This is a genomic window from Ruegeria sp. CDSA221 (assembly GCF_059611825.1).
Genome location: NZ_JBXWPK010000017.1, coordinates 1 through 19,099 on the forward strand (window position 1 = coordinate 1; position 19,099 = coordinate 19,099).

The 19,099-nt window shown below is 55.4% G+C and carries 21 protein-coding genes and 1 other RNA gene; 6 read left to right on the forward strand and 16 right to left on the reverse strand.

The genetic code is table 11. The features are described 5' to 3' along the window. From AC2FJ5_RS18825 to AC2FJ5_RS18900, 16 genes are all read right to left on the reverse strand, one after another. A partial coding sequence (locus AC2FJ5_RS18825; RefSeq protein WP_496794306.1) for a lipid-A-disaccharide synthase occupies window positions 1-747 on the reverse strand: 747 nt, incomplete at its 3' end. Beyond that, window positions 747-1,541 (reverse strand): LpxI family protein, encoded by a 795-nt coding sequence (locus AC2FJ5_RS18830; protein WP_496708432.1) that lies wholly within the window; start codon window positions 1,539-1,541, stop codon window positions 747-749. The genes AC2FJ5_RS18825 and AC2FJ5_RS18830, both read right to left, overlap by 1 nt. 4 nt (window positions 1,542-1,545) lie before the next feature. Beyond that, window positions 1,546-2,331, reverse strand: a complete 786-nt coding sequence (lpxA, locus tag AC2FJ5_RS18835; RefSeq protein ID WP_271947043.1) for an acyl-ACP--UDP-N-acetylglucosamine O-acyltransferase — start codon at window positions 2,329-2,331, stop codon at window positions 1,546-1,548. Continuing rightward, window positions 2,328-2,801 (reverse strand): 3-hydroxyacyl-ACP dehydratase FabZ, encoded by a 474-nt coding sequence (gene fabZ / locus AC2FJ5_RS18840; RefSeq protein ID WP_496794308.1) that lies wholly within the window; start codon window positions 2,799-2,801, stop codon window positions 2,328-2,330. The genes lpxA and fabZ overlap by 4 nt, the downstream gene beginning before the upstream one ends. A 72-nt stretch (window positions 2,802-2,873) precedes the next feature. Beyond that, a complete protein-coding gene (locus AC2FJ5_RS18845; RefSeq protein ID WP_496695397.1) occupies window positions 2,874-3,356 on the reverse strand; it encodes an OmpH family outer membrane protein in 483 nt (160 codons plus the stop codon). A 108-nt stretch (window positions 3,357-3,464) separates the two neighbouring features. Then, a complete protein-coding gene (bamA, locus tag AC2FJ5_RS18850; RefSeq protein ID WP_281972129.1) occupies window positions 3,465-5,825 on the reverse strand; it encodes an outer membrane protein assembly factor BamA in 2,361 nt (786 codons plus the stop codon). A gap of 128 nt (window positions 5,826-5,953) precedes the next feature. Next, complete coding sequence (locus tag AC2FJ5_RS18855) at window positions 5,954-6,082, reverse strand: hypothetical protein (protein ID WP_496695396.1); 129 nt, start codon at window positions 6,080-6,082, stop codon at window positions 5,954-5,956. A 92-nt stretch (window positions 6,083-6,174) separates the two neighbouring features. Beyond that, window positions 6,175-7,527 (reverse strand): RIP metalloprotease RseP, encoded by a 1,353-nt coding sequence (gene rseP, locus AC2FJ5_RS18860; protein ID WP_496693192.1) that lies wholly within the window; start codon window positions 7,525-7,527, stop codon window positions 6,175-6,177. Between the two features lies 1 nt (window position 7,528). Further along, complete coding sequence (dxr, locus tag AC2FJ5_RS18865; protein WP_496794309.1) at window positions 7,529-8,704, reverse strand: 1-deoxy-D-xylulose-5-phosphate reductoisomerase; 1,176 nt, start codon at window positions 8,702-8,704, stop codon at window positions 7,529-7,531. Continuing rightward, window positions 8,704-9,486, reverse strand: coding sequence for a phosphatidate cytidylyltransferase (locus AC2FJ5_RS18870; RefSeq protein WP_142633917.1), 783 nt, complete (start codon window positions 9,484-9,486; stop codon window positions 8,704-8,706). The genes dxr and AC2FJ5_RS18870 overlap by 1 nt, the downstream gene beginning before the upstream one ends. Continuing rightward, complete coding sequence (gene uppS / locus AC2FJ5_RS18875) at window positions 9,483-10,214, reverse strand: undecaprenyl pyrophosphate synthase (RefSeq protein WP_142633919.1); 732 nt, start codon at window positions 10,212-10,214, stop codon at window positions 9,483-9,485. Before uppS ends, AC2FJ5_RS18870 begins: the two co-directional genes overlap by 4 nt. Window positions 10,215-10,223: 9 nt before the next feature. Then, the gene (frr, locus tag AC2FJ5_RS18880; protein WP_142633921.1) at window positions 10,224-10,787 is read right to left on the reverse strand and encodes a ribosome recycling factor; all 564 of its coding nucleotides are present in this window, start codon (window positions 10,785-10,787) and stop codon (window positions 10,224-10,226) included. 186 nt (window positions 10,788-10,973) lie between these two features. Then, window positions 10,974-11,969, reverse strand: coding sequence for an acryloyl-CoA reductase (gene acuI, locus AC2FJ5_RS18885; RefSeq protein ID WP_496691270.1), 996 nt, complete (start codon window positions 11,967-11,969; stop codon window positions 10,974-10,976). Window positions 11,970-12,054: 85 nt separating this feature from the next. After that, a complete protein-coding gene (locus AC2FJ5_RS18890; RefSeq protein ID WP_496788600.1) occupies window positions 12,055-13,158 on the reverse strand; it encodes a dimethylsulfoniopropionate demethylase in 1,104 nt (367 codons plus the stop codon). Between the two features lie 141 nt (window positions 13,159-13,299). Continuing rightward, window positions 13,300-14,004: a DUF1326 domain-containing protein gene (locus AC2FJ5_RS18895; protein WP_281994647.1), complete on the reverse strand. Its 705-nt coding sequence runs from the start codon at window positions 14,002-14,004 to the stop codon at window positions 13,300-13,302. A 4-nt stretch (window positions 14,005-14,008) separates the two neighbouring features. Beyond that, window positions 14,009-14,800 (reverse strand): DUF2182 domain-containing protein, encoded by a 792-nt coding sequence (locus AC2FJ5_RS18900; protein ID WP_496688004.1) that lies wholly within the window; start codon window positions 14,798-14,800, stop codon window positions 14,009-14,011. Window positions 14,801-14,887: 87 nt separating this feature from the next. On the opposite strand from AC2FJ5_RS18900, the gene AC2FJ5_RS18905 reads away from it, so the two are divergent. The 6 genes from AC2FJ5_RS18905 to chrA all read left to right on the forward strand — a co-directional run bounded on the left by AC2FJ5_RS18905 (window position 14,888) and on the right by chrA (window position 19,093). Further along, entirely contained in the window at window positions 14,888-15,622 is a 735-nt protein-coding gene (locus AC2FJ5_RS18905) for a FadR/GntR family transcriptional regulator (protein ID WP_142633929.1), read from the forward strand. Between the two features lie 7 nt (window positions 15,623-15,629). Further along, window positions 15,630-15,992, forward strand: a complete 363-nt coding sequence (locus AC2FJ5_RS18910; RefSeq protein WP_496688002.1) for a DUF4345 family protein — start codon at window positions 15,630-15,632, stop codon at window positions 15,990-15,992. A gap of 37 nt (window positions 15,993-16,029) precedes the next feature. Then, window positions 16,030-16,375, forward strand: a transfer-messenger RNA (tmRNA) gene (gene ssrA, locus AC2FJ5_RS18915). 100 nt (window positions 16,376-16,475) lie between these two features. Beyond that, the gene (locus AC2FJ5_RS18920; RefSeq protein WP_142633933.1) at window positions 16,476-16,907 is read left to right on the forward strand and encodes an ester cyclase; all 432 of its coding nucleotides are present in this window, start codon (window positions 16,476-16,478) and stop codon (window positions 16,905-16,907) included. 129 nt (window positions 16,908-17,036) lie between these two features. Next, complete coding sequence (locus AC2FJ5_RS18925; RefSeq protein ID WP_496794311.1) at window positions 17,037-17,840, forward strand: chromate resistance protein ChrB domain-containing protein; 804 nt, start codon at window positions 17,037-17,039, stop codon at window positions 17,838-17,840. Beyond that, complete coding sequence (gene chrA / locus AC2FJ5_RS18930) at window positions 17,837-19,093, forward strand: chromate efflux transporter (protein ID WP_496794312.1); 1,257 nt, start codon at window positions 17,837-17,839, stop codon at window positions 19,091-19,093. The genes AC2FJ5_RS18925 and chrA overlap by 4 nt, the downstream gene beginning before the upstream one ends. Window positions 19,094-19,099: the final 6 nt, after the last annotated feature.

Sequence of the window (19,099 nt, forward strand, 5' to 3'; positions counted from 1 at the left end):
GATCACGACGGGATTGCCTGGCCATGTCTGCAGATGTTCGGTTACGGCCTCGACCATATGTGCAACCGCCGGAACAATAACCCGCGTACCCGGCCGGTCGGCTAGGAATTGCCCTAAGGCCTGACCAAATACAGGCGCCAGACGGTCAACCTCACCCTTGCGCGACCCCGGCAAGGCAAGAACCAGCGGAGCATCCCCAAGATCATAGGCGGCGCGAAACTCCTGGATATCGCGATCTGAGGCGATGGGTTCGCTTGCAACCGGATGGCCAACAAAATCACATTCCATCCCGGCGCGTTCCATATAGGGCGGCTCAAACGGAAGCAACGCCAGCACATGGTCGATGACCTTGGCCATCTTATCCGCACGCCCCGGTCGCCAGGCCCAAACGCTGGGGGCCACATAGTGGACGGTTCGAGTATCGCTTGCTGCTTTGACCAACTTGGCAACGCGCAACGAGAAGTCTGGACTGTCGATGGTGATCAATACGTCAGGTTTGGTGTCCAGAACGGCCTGCGCTGTCTCAGATATCCGGCGCTTGAGGTGAAAGAATTTTGGCAATACCTCGATCAAGCCCATCACTGACAATTCGGACATCGGAAAGCGGCTGTTCAGACCCTGGGCCTGCATCAATGGTCCGCCGACCCCGTCGAATGTAACATCTGGGACAAGGGCACGTAGCCCTTCCATCAACGCGCCGCCCAATCGATCGCCCGAAGGTTCGCCGGCGACCAGAAACACCCGCATCAGTTGGTTCGCTCACGCACATAAAGGAACAAACCCAGGCGATCGCACTCAGCAATTACACGTTGTCGCTGCAATACAAGCACCCCGCCCTTTTCGATCACGATCCCGGACAAACCAGCTGCGACGGCGCTGGAAATGGTTTCAGGTCCAATAGCTGGCAGATCCGCGCGAAAGTCCTGATCAGGCTTTGGACCCTTGAAAAGCACCCCACCCCCCGCATCGGGCCGTTGAGTCAGAGACTCGAGCATCCATGCGGTGCCAAAAATTCCTTCGATCGCCAAAGCCTGCCCTTTGGAAACTGCACAGGCCTGGCCGATATCAGCTGCCCCCATGGCACGCAGGATACTGGATGCCCGATCCGCATCTGCGCGATCCGCGTCTGAGGGCTGTGCCTCTGTCAAACAACCAAGCGGAGGCAGCAGTTCAGGCGCAATCTCATGCGCGGCACGGACATTCAGGCCTGAGTTTTCGAATATCCCAATGACAGCCCGTAATGCGCCGTCATCGCCGGATTGAATCGCCTGCACCAGAATAGGCACCAACGGCATCGTCGCGGCATCAATGCGCGACGGGTCAACGGCGGGACGTTGAACCGCTCCGGCCATACAGATTTCAGTTACGCCACGGGTTTTGAGATCTGCGATGAATGATCCAAGCTGTTCCAGCGGGAAAACGATGTCGGCAGACAGAGTATCCGGGGCAAAGCCTTCCATCGCGCAGATCAAGGGCCGTTCAGCCAGACAGGAAACCACTTCGTCCGGCAACACACCTGTTCCCGCGATCAGTGCCAACATGATGTTACTTCCTCGGTGTCAGAAAGGACCGATCCGAATCGCCGGTTACGAAATTGACGATTTCGCGGACATATTCGCTTTCGGCATCTTCACCCAAGCGCTTGGCGCGGTCCATAAAAGTTCCGTCACCATCGGACAATTCGCGAAACGCTGCGCGTAAAGCTGAAATATCAGCTCGTGCGACACCGCGCCGTTTGAGGCCAACAAGATTCAGGCCGTCCAGCTCGCCGCGAGGCGCTTGAACAAGCCCATAGGGAATCACGTCGTTGGGCACCATCGTCAGCGCGCCGATAATCGCCCCACGGCCCACACGAACCCATTGATGCAAACCCGAAATCCCGCCGACGATAACATCGTCTTCGATAATGCAATGTCCCGCGGCACCAGAATGGTTCACCATGATCACGCGATTGCCAATCTGAACGTCGTGAGCCACGTGAACACCAGCCATCAGCAAACAGTCATCGCCAATCCGGGTTACACCGCCACCGCCGTCTGTTCCAGAATTCACTGTTACATGTTCACGGATACGGTTTCGTTTGCCAATTTCCAGCCGCGTATCTTCACCGCCGAACTTAAGGTCTTGCGGGATTTCACCGATGACCGAAAAATTGAAGATTATGGTATCTTCATCCACCTCGGTGTCACCGGTAACAACAACATGCGACTTCAGTTCTACCCGGTCTTTCAACCGCACCCTTGAACCAACAAAACAAAAAGGGCCGATGACACAGCCCTCTCCGATCTGAGCACCGTCTTCGATGATTGCGCTAGGGTGAATCCCACTCATGTTGTCTTTTCCATGTCCCAATCAACATAGGCTGAGAACTCAGCTTCGGCTGCGACCTCTCCATCAACCGTGGCCCTGCCAGAGAACTTGAAGATCTTGCCACCCTTCTTGCCGCGCACAGTGTCAACATGCATCTCGAGCACGTCACCGGGCACGACTTTGCGGCGGAACTTGCACTTGTCGATATTCATGAAATAGATCAACAAGTCGCTGTCGATGACATCCATCCCAACGCCAAGCATAACACCTGCGGTCTGCGCCATTGCTTCAACAATGGTCACACCAGGCATGATCGGTGTACCAGGGAAATGGCCCTGGAAATGCGGCTCGTTCATGGTGACGTTCTTGATGCCGACCGCTGACTGATAGCCTGAAATCTCGACCACCTTGTCGACCAGCAGAAACGGATAGCGGTGCGGCAATATCCGTTGAATCAGCTGAATGTCGGCGCTTTTGGTGTCCGTGCTCATAGTTCTGATATCCTGTTCTGGATTTCTCTTTTCAATGTGGTTAGCAACACCGCGACCCGAGGGCAAGCAAACCTATTCGCCTGTACCTTCGTCAAGTGTTGTTCCATCACCAATGGCTGTATCAATTCGGGTGATGGCGGCATCTGTCACATCGGACAGATCCGAACTGAGAAACACGCTGGAGCGTTGAATAATGACCGAGGCGCCAGATTCGCGCAAAAGATCGATCAATACTGGGCGGGCGAGTTCAAAAAACATCTGTTGTGCATCTTCACTGCGACGCGCAAGGGCATCAAGCTTGGCGCGCTGCCCTTCTCGGTGGTTCTGAACCTTTCTGTCGAACGCCTCTGCGAGGGGACGAAATTCTTCAGCAGACAGAGAGGCGCGCTTTTCGGTGAGGTCCTTCTCCTCCGCGCTGAGCTCTGCAACGATCCGCTCGTTCTCGGCAGCAAGCAGAGTCCCCTCTGCTTCGATCTCACTGAGAATGCGACGTCCAAACGCCGAGTCAGAAAACAATCGTTCGCTGGAGATTGTCAGGACGCTGGCTTGTGTCACGCCAAGCTGCTGTCCGGTAACCGGTCCTGCCAGGGTTAAGGTCAGAAAAAGACACAGGGCCCGAATGGGGCCCTGCATATAGGTTTGAAGACTACCTCGCATCCGAGATCAGAACCTCGCCTGAATGGTCAGGTCGAAATTCTGTTCCTTGTCAAAGTCCTCTTTCTTGAGCGCTTGCGAAAAGTTAAAGCGCAGCGGGCCAAACGGTGTTTCCCATAGGACTGCAACACCCAGAACATGGCGGATAGACCCATCCGCACCGACAATGTTGGCACCCGAAGTGTTTACATCGTCGATATTGTACAGGTTACCGAAATCATAGAACACGCCTCCACGCAGGCCCAATTCTTCGGGCAAGCCCAGAGGAAAGTCCGATTCCAGACGCGCGACCCAATAGTAATTCCCGCCGATAGCGTCATCCTGACCATTTGACAGATCCCGTGGCCCCAAACCCGCTGGCTCGAACCCGCGGAATTTATTGGGGCCCAACACAAAGCGATCCAACGTCCGGCTGAAATCGTTGCCAGTCCAGTGCATTGCACCCATTTCAAGCGATGCACGAAGAACGACTTCTTCACTCAGAACGCGTGTTTGGGCAATCCCGCGTGCGCTGGTTTTGTAGAACTTGTTGTCCCCACCCAGCCCAGCGGCATCCAGGCCAACCTCAAACAAAACACCGGCATTGGGGTTAAGCCCACCAAGGCGGCTGTCATATACATAGGACACACCCAGAGAACTGGTCGTGCGTTCACCCTGATCAATCTCAGAGGCGATGACCGCGCCGTTTGCCTCGTTGTCCTGCTGCTTCATCTCGCTGTTTTCCCAGGCATAGCGTACGCGCAACGAAGACAGCTCTCCGATCGCATAGCTCAACTGAGGGTTAAAGAACACACGCTCGGTGTTATAGCTGGCAAAACTGGAGTCGGTCGACGCCAAACCCAGACCAAGATCAAAGCGAAGCTTGCGGCCCAAAAGATAGGGTTCGGTGAAATTCAGGGAGTACTCTTCTGAATCCTGTGCGGTCGAAATCGTAACCCCGACGGTCTGTCCACGGCCTAGAAAGTTTGACTCACTTAGGCCGATCGCAATGCCGAAACCGTCAGAGATCGAGTAGCTACCACCGAGGCTGAGCGAGCCTGTTGGCTGTTCTTCGACGTCGACATCCACGATCACTTGGCTGGGCGTCGAACCCTCGCGCGGTTCAACATCAGCGACGGCGAAATAGCCCAATGCCCGGATACGTTCAGCCGCCTGCCGGATTTCACGCGGGTTGAAAGGATCACCCTCGACGGTGTCGAATTGACGACGGATCACGCGGTCAAGCGTGGTGGTGTTGCCCTCGATGTCGATACGCTCGACAAAGATACGCGGTCCTTTGGTCAGAACGAATTCAACATCCAGCGTCAGATCACGTGCATTGCGCGTGACGCGCGGCTCAACCCGCAGAAAGTCCACCCCTTGCCGAATGCCCAAACGCTCTTGCCTGGCGATAGAGTTTTCGACCAGTGAAGGAGAATAGGTGACACCCGGCTTGACCTTGAGTGCGGCCTGATATTCGGCCGCATCCACACCGGGTATTTCGCTCACGGTGGTGATCTTGCCGAATGAGAATTTCTGACCTTCGGTTACATTCATCACCAGGAAAAACGCGTCGCGCTCACGCGTGAATTCAACATTGGCGCTGTTGACGCGGAAATCGACATAGCCACGCGACAAGTAGAAATCACGGATGACTTGTTTGTCGAACTCGATCCGGTCAGCGATAAAAGTATCGCCCCGCAGGAACGTACGCAGGAAATTGGCTTGCTTGGTTTCAAGCACACGGCGCAGACGCCGGTCGGAATAGGCCCGGTTGCCAACAAAGCTTACGCGCTCAACCTCGATCGTCGTACCTTCGGAGATTTCAAAAACGAGGTCTACCCGATTGTCGCTGCGGCGGATGATTCTGGGGATGACGGTTGCTGCAACACGTCCTTGAGCCAAATAGATTTCGGCAATCATGTCTGCGTCAGCTTCAGCGACCTGAGGTGTAAAGACCCGGCGGGGCTGAGACGAAACGGCATTGAGCAACAGCTCATCCTTAAGCCTCTTGTTACCCTCGATGCTGATCTGGTTGATCGTAGGATATTCCTGAACTTTGATGACCAAAGTGCTGCCACGAGGGGTCAAATCGACTGTTTCAAAAACACCACTGTCAAGCAGCCGTTGGAAGGCATCGTTGAGTTGTCCAGCTGTCACCGTCTGCCCAGGTTCGATTCCCGATCGTGCGATGATTGTCGATGTCTCGATGCGCCTGTTCCCCTCAACTTCGAACGAGTTGATGGTGTAGCTTTGCGCCTGAGCAGCCTGCGGCAGTGACAGCAAACTAACTGTGGCAAATAAGAAAAAGAATGTTAGGGCCTGCCACAAAATCTTGTTTACCGGCTTTTGCCCCCCGCAGGATGTGCCTGCGCCTCGCCTGTCGGTCATATTTTTCTCTACCCAGAATTTTAAGACTTTAAAGCTGAGTAACGGGATTGTCTGGCCTTGTCAAAAGCCGAAAAAGAGAAAGCGGCCCAATGGGCCGCTGTTCAGCAAATAAAAAGAAAGGAACAGAATCACATGGTGATCAGATAAGCGCATCCACCCATAGCCAACGCAGTCGCGCCGAAAAACAAGATCGAGTCCCAGTTCAGCACAAGCAGGAAGCTAAAGCTGCGATATGATTTTTTGATAGCATTCGCCATGATCGCCTCTGACAGACAAAATTATGAAACGAACACATCCTATGAGGGAATTGGGGCGGAATTGCGACTAGATTGTGCAAGCCCCGCCCAAATCAACAGAATAGGTCATTTGAGACGGAAAACAGCATCAGAGCCAGAATGATTGACACTCCGATGCCCATCAAAATCCGCAGCGCTTTGTCGCTGGGTGGTTTCCCGGAAATGGCCTCATATGCGTAAAATACCAAGTGTCCCCCATCCAAAGCCGGAATCGGAAACAGGTTCAGCAAACCGACAGCAGTTGACAGAACGGCGATAAAGAAGATGAAGTTCTGCGCTCCCTGGCTGGCCATCGCACCCGAGGTTTCGGCGATTCCGATCGGGCCGGACATGTTGCAGGTGCTGATCGCTCCGGTCACCATGTGCCAGATACCTGAAAGAGACCCGTCAATAATTCGCAATGTTTGTCGCACACCGCCGCCAAGAGATGTCAGGATGCCCGCCCTTTCGGTTGCAGGTTCTAGCATCATGCCGCCGACGATCCCGATCCTCCAATGCGTTACAAAACCACCATCAGACTGCGGCTCATCCGTGCGGCGTGGAGCCAGGGCAAACTCCAGTTCCGCTCCGTCACGCCAGACATTCAACAGCAGTGGCCGCCCATCAGAGCTTTCCACATGGTCCTTGAGCTGTTCAAAGGCATAAACCGGGTCGCCATTAACCGCTGTTATGACATCCCCCTGTGCCAAGCTGATATCCATTGCTGCGCTGCGCGGAACAACCTGTTGAATCAGGGGGGGGAACAGCCAAGGTGCGGAAACGTCCAATGTGTCACCGTCACGAAGAACTGTGTAATCAAGTACGGGGTCAACGGGCAAAGAGTCTACGAACTCGCTCCACGATCCTTCTTGCTCGAAATCTGGCAGGTCAATACCTGCAATCGCGTGGATTTCATCACCTTCACGCAGCTCTTGCACTGTCCCCGGCAGAGGATGCAGAGACCCAACGGTCAGAGGGTCTCTGGTTGCGCCTTGCGTAAAGAAAATTAGGGCAAAGACCAGTATCGACATTGCGAAATTAAAGATTGGCCCTGCCGCAACAGTTGCCGTCCTAGCCCAAAGTGGCGCGCCATGCATTGTGCGGCGCAGCTCCTCCGGGCTTTGCTCAGAAATTTCAGACATAGCCGCTTCGTCTTTGCCGGATGCTGCATTGGCGTCACCCAAAAACTTGACATACCCGCCGAATGGAAGCGCTGCGATCTGCCAGCGCGTTCCCCTTTTGTCGATACGGCTCCAGAGTACCGGACCGAAACCGATTGAGAACACTTCGGCGTAGATGCCGGACCAACGGCCAACAATGTAATGCCCGTATTCATGTACGGCTACGATGGCGGATAACGCGATCACAAAGGCGAATATGGTGTAAATCAAATTGCCGAACTGTGGGATCAGTGAGAGTACGTCCAATTTATTTTCCTGCTCGTTGCGCAACGGCGCTATCGACCCATATACGTGCCAGATGGTCGGTTTGCAGCACGTTATCAAGGGTCATTGGGGCGTCAATATGGTTGTCTTGTGCATCGAAACGATCCAAGACGGCGGCCACGATGTCTGCCATATCAAGAAAACCAATGCGACCTGCAATGAAATGGTCGAGTGCACATTCTTTGGCTCCGTTGAAAACCGCTCCGGACAGCCCGCCCCGCTCCATGACGTCGCGCGCTAACCGCAAAGCCGGATATCGGTTTTCGTCTGGTTCCTGAAATCGCAACTGTCCCAGCTTTGCAAGGTTCAGCCTTTCGACCGGAAGGGTCTGACGTTTTGGCCAATTCAGGGCATATCCGATCGCGTGGCGCATATCTGGCGCGCCCATATGGGCCATAACCGCTCCATCGTTAAACCCGACCATCGCATGAACGATGGATTCCGGATGCACAATCACTTCGATCATATCCGGGGATATTCCGAAGAATTCGCGTGTTTCGATCACCTCGAGCGCCTTGTTAAACATCGAAGCGCTATCAATCGTGATCCGCTGCCCCATATTCCAGTTCGGGTGGCTCGATGCCTGCTCAACCGTGGCCGAGGCCAATTTGCTCATTGGCCAATCACGGAAAGCGCCGCCGCTGGCAGTGATGATGATACGCTCGACCGATGCCATATCTTCACCGACCAGAGCTTGAAAAACGGCAGAATGTTCGCTGTCCACCGGCAGCAATCGGGCATTGTGCTTTCGGGCAGTATCCAGAACCAAAGTACCCGCGCAGACAAGCGTTTCTTTATTCGCCAAAGCCAGCGTCGCGCCCTGTTCAAGCGCCGTCAGCCCTGGTTGCAACCCCGCAGCCCCAACGATGGCAGACATGACCCAGTCAGCCGGTCGCGCCGCAGCTTCGGCCAGAGCATTCGCGCCGGCGGCGACCTCGACATCAGAACCGGCCAAGGCCGCTCGCAGGTCCTCAAGCCGGTCTGGGTGGGCTGTAATCGCGATATCCGCATTCAAACGTTTGGCGTCACGTGCAAGTTGTTCGATATTGGCTCCACCAGTCAGGGCGACAACATCATACGCTGATGGATTTCGGTCAATCAGATCTATCGTGTTTTGCCCGATAGAACCCGTCGCTCCAAAAACAGAGATTTTGCGCATCACATGGCTCCGGGGGAAAAAATCAACCCCACAAGCAGAACGAACAGAGCGGCCCCCATCATCCCATCGAATCGATCAAGGAAGCCGCCATGGCCGGGAATCAGGTTCGAACTGTCCTTGACGCCGAATTTTCGTTTGGCCGCGCTTTCGACAATATCGCCGGCCTGGCTGGCCATTGACGCCAGAACCGAGATCACGATGAACCAAGTTCCGAAGCCGCCGTAAGCCGCAAAGGCTAAGCCAACAATGGCAGCCGCTACCCAGCCTCCTGCTGTTCCCGACCACGTCTTTTTCGGGCTGACTCGTGGCCAGAATTTTGGCCCACCCAATGCCTTTCCGACAAAATATCCGGCGACATCCGTAGCAACGACGACCGATATCAGCCAGACCATCCAGACAAATCCCATATTCGTCCGGATTGAGATAAAGCCCAGCCCCGCGGCCGCGATCCACAGCGCGAAGAGAGTATAGATACCCCGGTACCGGCTGACCTGCCCTGCCCCGACCAGTGCCGGAGCAAGCAAGAAGGGAAGTTTATAGAGTGCCGGAAGATGGTAACTCAGCACCACCGCAAAACCGGTCAATATGGCAAGCTGGATCGCAACAGCTTTCCTGCCCGGGTCGATCATACGGACCAGTTCCCAGGTCATCAGCCCGCAAGCAATGGAAATGAAGGCTTCGAACCACAGACCGCCCAGCCAGACCTCGACAGCGCCAACGGCAACAAGGACACCCGCCGACAATACGCGGGCAGTCAGGTCGGACCAGCGCCCGTCACTCATGCCGGTACAGCTCCGAACCGTCGGTCTCGGCTGCCATAGCTCAGGCACAGGCGCTCAAGCTCTGCCGCAGTGAAGTCTGGCCAGAGCGTGTCGATGAATTCGTATTCCGAATAGGCGGATTGCCATAACAGAAAATTGGAAATACGAGCCTCGCCGCTGGTTCGGATCACCAGATCAGGATCGGGAAGAACATGTGTGTCCAGATATTTCGGCAGCGTTTCTTCGTCTACATCATCAGGATGCAAGCGCCCGTCAGCGACATCCTGTGCCAGACGTTTGGTAGCCCGCGCGACTTCATCCCGACCGCCATAGTTCAACGCAATGGTCAGGTGAACCAGATCATTTCCCTCGGTCTCGGCCTCAAGCGTATCCATCAATTCGATCAGTTTGGCATCCAACTTGACCCTGTCACCGATGAAACGCACCCGAACACCCGAGTCTCGGAGCGTCCGGGTTTCCTTGATAATATAGCGCCGAAACAAGCTCATCAGACCGGCAACTTCGACCTGAGTGCGTTTCCAGTTCTCGGTCGAAAACGCAAAAACAGTCAGATATTTGATACCAAGCCTCGGGCAGGCCTCGACCACATCGCGCACACGTCTTGCCCCGGCGTGGTGGCCAAACAGGCGAGGTCGCCCGCGGGCCTGCGCCCAGCGACCATTGCCATCCATGATGATCGCGACATGCTGGGGCCCTCTTTCGGGCATGGTATGCGAGGAAGAGGGCATCACCCGGTCTCAGACCTGCATGATTTCTGCCTGCTTGGTCTCAAGCGCGGCATCTACTACCTTGATCATCTGGTCGGTTAGATCCTGCACTTCGCTTTCCCAGAACTTCTGGTCATCTTCGGACATACCGTCAGCCTTGGCCTTCTTGATCTGATCCATCCCGTCGCGGCGCACATTGCGGATCGAAACGCGCGCGTGTTCGGCATATTGTCCGGCGACTTTGCCCAACTCGCGACGGCGTTCTTCGTTCAGTTCCGGGATCGGTAGCATGATGATCGTTCCGTTAAGCTGAGGGTTGATGCCCAGCCCACTTTCGCGGATCGCTTTTTCCACTTTGCCGACCAGCCCTTTATCCCAGACATTGACCGTTACCATACGCGGCTCGGGCACATTGACCGTTCCCACCTGGTTGATCGGCGTCATCGAACCATAGGCATCGACCATCACCGGCTCGAGCATCGAGGCCGAGGCGCGCCCGGTGCGCAGCGATGCAAATTCGGTTCTGAGGTTTGACATTGCGCCGTCCATACGGCGCTTCAGGTCGTCTGTGTCCAGTTCGAAATCGTCAGACATTCTGCTCACTCCCCGTCTTCAGGTACTGTTTGCATGGCTCATAAGCCATTCAATTTGGGATGTATAGCAATGATGATCCGTATTTACGCCATTGACCAGAGGTGTTTGCCGGATTTTCGCGAACCTGCAGCTACAAAATTAACCGACCGCAAATCAATGCGGTCGGTCAGACATATTCATTCCGGATCAGGCGTTTACGTCTACGACAACACGACCTTTAACCTGACCTTGCAGGATATCCGCCCCTAATTGGGGCAGATCGCTCAGCTTTGCGGGATGGATCATCGCCTCAAGCTTGTCCATCGGAAGGTCGGTTGCTATCCGCTGCCAGGCCCGCAGCCGATTTTCATAAGGCTGCATCACGCTGTCGATCCCCAAGAGGTTCACACCGCGTAAAAGGAAAGGGATAACAGTTGCCGGAAGGCCCGCGCCGCCAGCCAACCCCACGGCCGAGACCGAGGCACCGTATTTCATCTGCCCCAGAACGCGTGCCAGCATTGCGCCGCCAACCGCGTCCACACAGCCAGACCATGCCTCGCTTTCCAGGGGGCGCTTAGTTGTCTCGTTCAACTCTTCGCGTGGCACAATGGTCGTGGCGCCCAAAGACTTCAGGTAATCGCTGGTTTCCGGTCGTCCGGTGACGGCTGCCACTTCGTATCCCAAATTGGCAAGAATCGCCGTCGCGACCGAACCAACACCACCTGCTGCCCCTGTGACCAAAACCGGACCCTGCCCCGGTTTCAGCCCATGATCCTCAAGTGCCATAACTGCCAGCATCGCGGTGAACCCAGCGGTTCCGACGGCCATGGCCTGGCGGGGCTCCAACCCATCGGGCAGCGGAACCAACCAATCGGCACGGGCATTAGCTTTTTGTGAGTACCCACCCCAATGCGCCTCACCGACACGCCAACCGGTCAGGACCACTTTGTCACCCGGTTTATATCGCTCATCCGAAGACGACTCGACCGTCCCCGCATAGTCGATGCCAGGAACATGCGGATAGCTGCGTACCAGCCCCCCGCCTTTGGGCGACAGGCAAAGACCATCCTTATAATTTACCGTTGAATACTGAACCGCCACGGTAACCTCACCCTGCGGCAGATCCCCTTCCGAAAGCTGTTGAACCGAGGGGCTGGCCAGCCCGCTTTCCTCGTCTTTTTCCATCACCAGTGCGTTGAACATCAAAATGTCCTCCTGTTTTGGACGTCAGAGTACAGCCCCGACCCCGTGTAATAACCTGTTTCTGAACCCGATACGCCGCTTGCGATCATATCCAGAATTTTTCCCTTACAGTCGCCTCACGCATACCGTCGGGCGTTTCGACCTCTATCTTCGTGCCTTCGTCCCAATGGCTGAGCTTGAGCATCCCAATGGAAACATTGGTGTTGAAATCCGGAGACCAAGCGGCAGAAGTGATTTGACCAACCCGTTTCCCCTGAGCGTATACCGACCATGGAGCAACGCAGGCACCCACCGCCGGCCCAGCGATTTCAATCGGACGGATTTGCTGGATCGGCCCTTCTTTTGCGACCCGCAACAACGCGTCCCGGCCAATGCACCCAATCGCCGTGTGTGTGTTACAGAACTTGCCCAGGCCACATTCATGTGGGGTGTTGTCGTCGGTCATATCGTTTCCGTAGGACAGCAACCCAGCCTCAATGCGTTCGATCAGGTTGGGACAACCTGCGCGTATGTTCAAATCCTCGCCTGCCGAAAACAGCGCATTCCACAGCGTCATTCCGATATCGCTGCCCTCGACATAAATCTCGAACCCGCCCTGCTTTGAATACCCCGACCTGGCGATGGCCAGATCGCGGCCCGCAAACTCGAACATGTCGAACTTGAAAAACCGAATGTCTTTGACGCGCTCGCCAAATACGCGAGACATCAGTTCATCCGCCATTGGCCCCTGTACCGCCAAGGGTGAGACGTCTGGCTCATCCACCAGAACATCCAGCCGATAACCGTTCGCGATTCCTTTGACCCATAACAACAAATCGCTATCCGCGATGGAGATCCACCAGCGGTCCTCGGACAGTTTCACCGCAACCGGATCATTCAACATGCCACCGGTCTCATCAACGATAGGGACGTAATAGCACTGGCCGGGCAACATGCCTCTCAAATCGCGTGGCGTCAGCATTTGCATAAGGCGTGCCGCGTCGGGACCTCTGAGTTCGACCTGTCGCTCACACGAGACATCCCAGACCTGCACATGCTTTTTCAAGTGCCGGTAATCAGCCTCGACGCTGTCGAATACAGTTGGCAATAGCATCCGGTTATAGACCGTGAATGCCTTTACGCCTGCGGCTTCGACCCCTTCAGAAAAAGGTGTGCGCCGCAACCGGCGAGAGAAGGAAATATTGGCCACTCAAGCCTCCTCGTGCATAATGCCAGATCACAATTCGAAGCCTGCGGTCCCGTCAGCATCTGGTGCAAAAGGCCGCGATGGCGTGTCTGGCGATTGAAAAATTTGGATCACGTATTGCACGTAATCCTTTGAGATTACGTATTATTTCGGCCCTTGCCAGTCGATTGGGCAAATTTCTGCGGATTTTCCACCGAAATCCCAGACCCGACCGTAATCGCGGACTTTGGATTTGGTGCCGCGCGCCACGATAATGTCCGGTCCCATCCAGTATTTCGAGTTTGAGACCATCACCGGATGCTCGGGGTCTTTGCCCGCCAACATCTCGATTTCGCCCTGGATTTTCCGACCAATCATGATGCGGCGCTTGGTCCCGTCGCGTTCGATCTGAACCGGAGCACGTTCGGCCCCGATAATTTCGCTGACCAGCATGGTAAACAAGCCGGTCGTGCCCCCGGCCTGACCGCTGAATATCTGGAGCAACCCGTTATAGGCCTTACCGCTGGCCCGTTCGTCGACATAGGCGGCAACTTTCCACTGCCCCTCACCCATGCGACCCGGAATATCGACCAGAAGGCCAACATTGAGGCCCGACAGATCTTCGCCCTCGTAATGGCCCTCATCGATGACAATCCCCATCCAGGCATGACAATGACCCTCGGTCGGAGGATGCGCGCCAAGCGATACGACACAGGGGCAGAACAGATCGCACGAGCAGTTAAGGATCAGCTCTCCCTTGATCGCCCAATTCGTCGGGCTCATCTCACGCCGCTTGGGGTTGGGCATGCGGCTGTCGATACGTTGGCTGATCGGCAGGCGATCTGCCTCTGGTTTTTTGTTCTTAGCCAATAGCTTATCCTCCATAGATAAAGGGGTATACGAGCAAGGCACAGCCGCCCGCGATAAGAGCAAATCCCAGCGGCCGTGTAATCACGTGACCGATCTGGGGTAGTTTTTCGAGAACCATAAAAAAGGTCGCCAGACCCATCCACAGCAGACTCATGACGCCGCCCACAAAGCCGAGCGCCATAAAGCCCCAGCAGCATCCGACGCAGAACGCACCAAGGCCAAGCCCCATGCGAAAACCGCCTGAAAAACCGGTTTTCCAATGGCCGAGAAAATAGGTCATTGGGGCATGGCAGACCCCATGGCACAGCTCTTTGGCGCGGGTGAATTGAAAGGCGCCGACGGCGATCATCAACCCGCCCGCAACAAGCCCGGATTTCGCAATGCCCAGCATGTCGACAACGCCGCCAAACAGCAGAACCAGTTGCACCCCGGTAATGAGCGCGGCAAACCCGACCCAGACCACGAAGTAGCCAATCAAGACACCAATCCAGCCGGAGCGTGTGCCATTTGCACTGCGGATTAGATCGTCGTAGCTGCGCAGAGTTGGAATAATGGTCGGCAACATCATTGCGGCCATCATGATGGCCCACATCCAAAACAGCGGGCCGAACTCTGCCATGGGCATATACATGTCCATCCTGGGGTCCATGGCGCGCATCGCCTGCCCCATTGCTCCGGGACGGCCGATCCAATCCAGATCCATGGCGCGGTTCATCACGAACATCATCCACCACGCCCACAGGATCAGAGCGTAGAATCCCAGCCAAAACCCATTACGTAGAACTGCGCGACTCACTTGTTCCTCCCGACTCAGTCCTTGCAATTCAAATGTCAGACTTTTAAATGTCAGACAAATGAAAATTTGCCTGCGGCCCTGCTCAAAATGAAAATCGACCCCAAGAAACCTGCTGACCTTTCGGTTCAGATCGCCCAATCAATCCGAGATGCGATCATATCGGGTCGGTTGATTGTAGATGAACGCCTGCCTTCTGAGGCGGAACTGTCCGACCAGTTTCAGGTGTCCCGACCAACCGTGCGTGAGGCCCTTAAACGCCTTGCGGCACAGTCCCTGATCCGCACCCAACGTGGCGCGACGGGCGGAGCATTTGTCAACCGGCTGAGCTATCAGGATGCGTATTCCCAACAGATCACCACATCCACGTTGCTGCTGTCCATGAACGCGGTCAGTTTTGAAACGGCTTGCGAGGCTCGGTATTCGCTGGAACGCGCCTGCGCAACTTTGTCAGCCGAACGCAGGACGGCGGATCATCTGGCGACGATGCGTGCCGAGATATTTCGGCAGGCTCAACCCGGGCTGACAGACGAAGCCTTTTGCGCCTCGGATGTGACCTTTCACCGGGCATTGGTCGATGGGGCCGGCAATCCGGTGTTATCCTATCAACTGGCCGGCGCCGTCGAGGCGATGCAGCCTTTGATGAACATGATCACGTTTACGGCGCGGTCCCGAGAAGAGATCATCGTATTGCACAACCAGATTGCCGATGCTTTGGATCGGCGGGACGCTGCTGCGGTAGATTCAGCACTGGTGGATCTCGAAGCTTATACCCGTAAGCTTGCCCTGGACGTCGCCAAACAGCGGCGCAAACCAACCGAATGAGGGTACAATGACGTCGATTTTGAATATTGCCGCGGCGGTTCTGACAATCGGTTTCGGCCTCTTTGGGTTTCTAGCACCCGCTTGGACCGCGGCCTCGCTGGACCTGGCGCCTACGAACAGCACCATGGGGTTAAGCGAATTGCGCGCTTCGGTCGGTGGGCTTTTTGTTGTCACCGGAATTGCGGTCATTTGGCTGAACACTCCCATGGCCTATGCGATGTTGGGCGTTGTTTATGCCGGCGCAGCCTTGGGCCGGTTTGTTTCCGTCATTCTGGATCACCCCCCTTTGATCAAAGCGATGACATTTGGGGGAATCGAGCTGATATTGGCGCTGTGGCTGATCCTGGCAAACATTAACCGAACAAGCTAAGACGTTATTATATAATCCGTCTTTTCGTTGAAGTATGGGGTTTGCTTTCCCCTTGTGGCTCACCTATATAAGGGATGTCCTTCGGGACTATGGACATAAACGCGCTCGTAATAAGCGGATCGGACCCGGGGGCGGTACCCGGCGGCTCCACCAACATCCTTCATTTGAGGATCGCGGGGCCGAAATAGGATCGACGAACGTCTAAAGGGGTTAGCTTTGTCTCGGCGGGGTGCCACCGTACCGGCCCAAACAGTACAATTGCAAATGACAATCGTGCTCCGGTTGCAGTTGCTGCGTAAGCAGTAGCAAGACCGAAACTTAAGCCCTTGCGCCTAGCAGCGTAAGGCGGGGTTCGCAGGTACCTGGCAACAGAAACCTGCATTTTCCCTTAAATGTCTGCTGTTTAACCCTGTCTGTGTTCACGTTCAGAGTTTGTTCACTCATTCGCGTCATGCTCGGCCCGTGAGGAAAAGGAGAGCTGGGATGTCACACGCAGATATACTCAGAGAATGGTATTCAGAGGTTTGGGAAAACGGAAATACCGATGCGATTGATCGGTATTTCGCGCCGGAAACGACAGCCGAAGGACTGATTCCGGAAATGCAGGTGGGGGCCGATGATTTTCGGGATCTGGTCATGGCGTTTCGCCACATTCTGGGCGATATCCATGTTGAGCTGCCCAAAATCATCGAAAATGGCGATTGGGTATCGGCGATATTGCAGGTCAGCACAACACGCGCCGATAACGGCGCACCACTGCAGGCCTCTGGCAGTATGATTGGCCGCATTAAAGAAGGTCGTATTGTCGAGGCGTATAACCAGTTTGACTTCATTTCCTTATTTGAACAGCTTGGTCAGTTTCCCAAGGACACCCTGCCCGTATGCATGACTGGTCAACGGCTGGACTGGGCCTAGGAAATGAGCTCGCAATCTTGACCCCGACCGGCCTGTCGCGGTAGCAAAGCCTATGGGGTAAGATTGCGAACGCCCCGTGAGGCGACAGCCCAAGTTTCGCATGTATCCGTCGATCACAGGAGACATGCTATGCCTGCGCCTAATGCTATCACACCGAAACAACTGTTACGTCTGATCGGAACGCCTCGGGCGCCTGTTCTGGTGGATATCTGCACCGATGCCGATTTTGAAATGGATCCCTTTCTGATACCGGGCTCGGTTCGTCATCCGGCGAAGGATCTGGATGGGCTGAAGGGGCTCATCGCTAACCGCCCCAGCATCATCATTTGCCAAAAGGGCAAAAAGCTGAGTCAGGCCGTTGTTTCCTGGCTGAGGAGTGAAGGCGTGGCCGCTGAGTATCTGGAAGGCGGCATATACGCATGGCGCGAAACACCCGATGCTCCGCGCATCCCATTTGCAGATATACCAGCGTCTCCTTCACTCTGGGTAACGCGCCATCGGCCTAAGATTGACCGCATCGCTTGCCCCTGGTTGATCCGCCGGTTCATCGACCCCAACGCACGTTTTCTGTTTGTTGCCCCATCCGAAGTGGCAAAGGTATCCGAAGTCTTTAACGCCACCCCGTTCGATGTTGAGGGCGTCTGCTGGAGCCATCGAGGGGATAACTGCACATTTGATGCTTTGGTAAAAGATTTCCAACTCGCCACGCCCGCAATGAACAGGCTTGCGACAGTTGTCCGGGCCGCGGATACGAACAGGCATGATCTGGCGCCCGAAGCAGCCGGGCTTCTTGCGGTTTCAGTGGGGCTATCGCGCCTATATAAAGACGACCATCAGGCCATCGAGGCCGGGATGCATCTGTACGATGCCTTGTATCTCTGGGCCCGCGACGGGTTTGACGAGAAACATGATTGGCCGGCAGTCGAGAAATGAGCACACCAACATATCCTGAACTCATCCGAGTGTTTGGCCGCATTGGATTGCTGTCCTTCGGCGGCCCGGCAGCCCAAATATCATTGATGCATCAGGAACTCGTCGAAAGGCGTCCCTGGCTGGACGAAGAAACCTATCTTCGGGCTCTGTCGCTGTGCATGTTGCTGCCCGGCCCTGAAGCGATGCAGCTTGCAACCTATTCCGGCTGGCGTCTGCGCGGCGTCTCGGGCGGTATGATCGCAGGCAGCCTGTTTGTTCTGCCCGGTGCGATCATTATCTCAGCATTGGTGGCACTATACGCGGCCTATGGCGCGCTTCCTCTGGTGCAGGCCGCGTTTCTGGGCGTGAAAGCTACGGTGATCATCATCGTGCTACAGGCCCTGCGAAACCTGTCCCGCAAAGCGCTGTCGGACGTCTCACATCGTGCGATCTCGGGCCTCGCGTTTCTGGCAATCTTTCTGTTCGACCTCCCCTTCCCCGCGATCATCGCGGCGGCAGCCCTTTGGGGGTATCTGAGCTTCAACGGCGTCGCCGCCCGACCGGTCGACACCCCCACCCCGCGCCTAAGCGAAGTGCTGCGGAACGCGTCGATCTGGTTGGTTCTTTGGCTTGGCCCGTTGTGGCTGTTAAGTCTTTCTGGGCAGAAACTTCTCAGCGATCTTGGCTGGTTCTTTGCCCGCCTCGCAGTTGTGACATTTGGCGGGGCCTACGCTGTTCTAGCTTACATGACGCAGACCGTTGTGGATCAGTATAACTGGATATCCACAGATCAGATGATCGACGCGCTTGGTCTGGCGGAAACGACACCGGGGCCTTTGATTTTGGTAACACAATTTGTCGCTATGCTGACCGGTCAGATCTCGGGCGGATCGATGCTGGCCATCGCCGCAGGTATCGTTGCACTTTGGGCAACATTCGTTCCCTGCTTTCTGTGGATATTCCTCACAGCCCCCTATCTTGACCACATCGCTGCGCGGCCCCGGTTATCGGCGGCCCTGCAAGGTATTGCCTCTGCTGTAGTTGGGGTGATTCTCAACCTATCCGTGTGGTTTGCCCTGAATGTGCTGTTTTCAGAACTGCCAAATAAAACCTTTGGACCAATCAGCCTGCCCTGGCCTGAATTGACCTCATTGGATGTGAAAGCCGCTGTGCTGACTGTCTTCGCCGGAGCGTTGATTTTTAAACTTAAATTCGGCATGGCGCTTACGCTAATGGTTATGCTAGCTGCTGGCACCGGCCTGTTTTTTCTCTGAACAGTC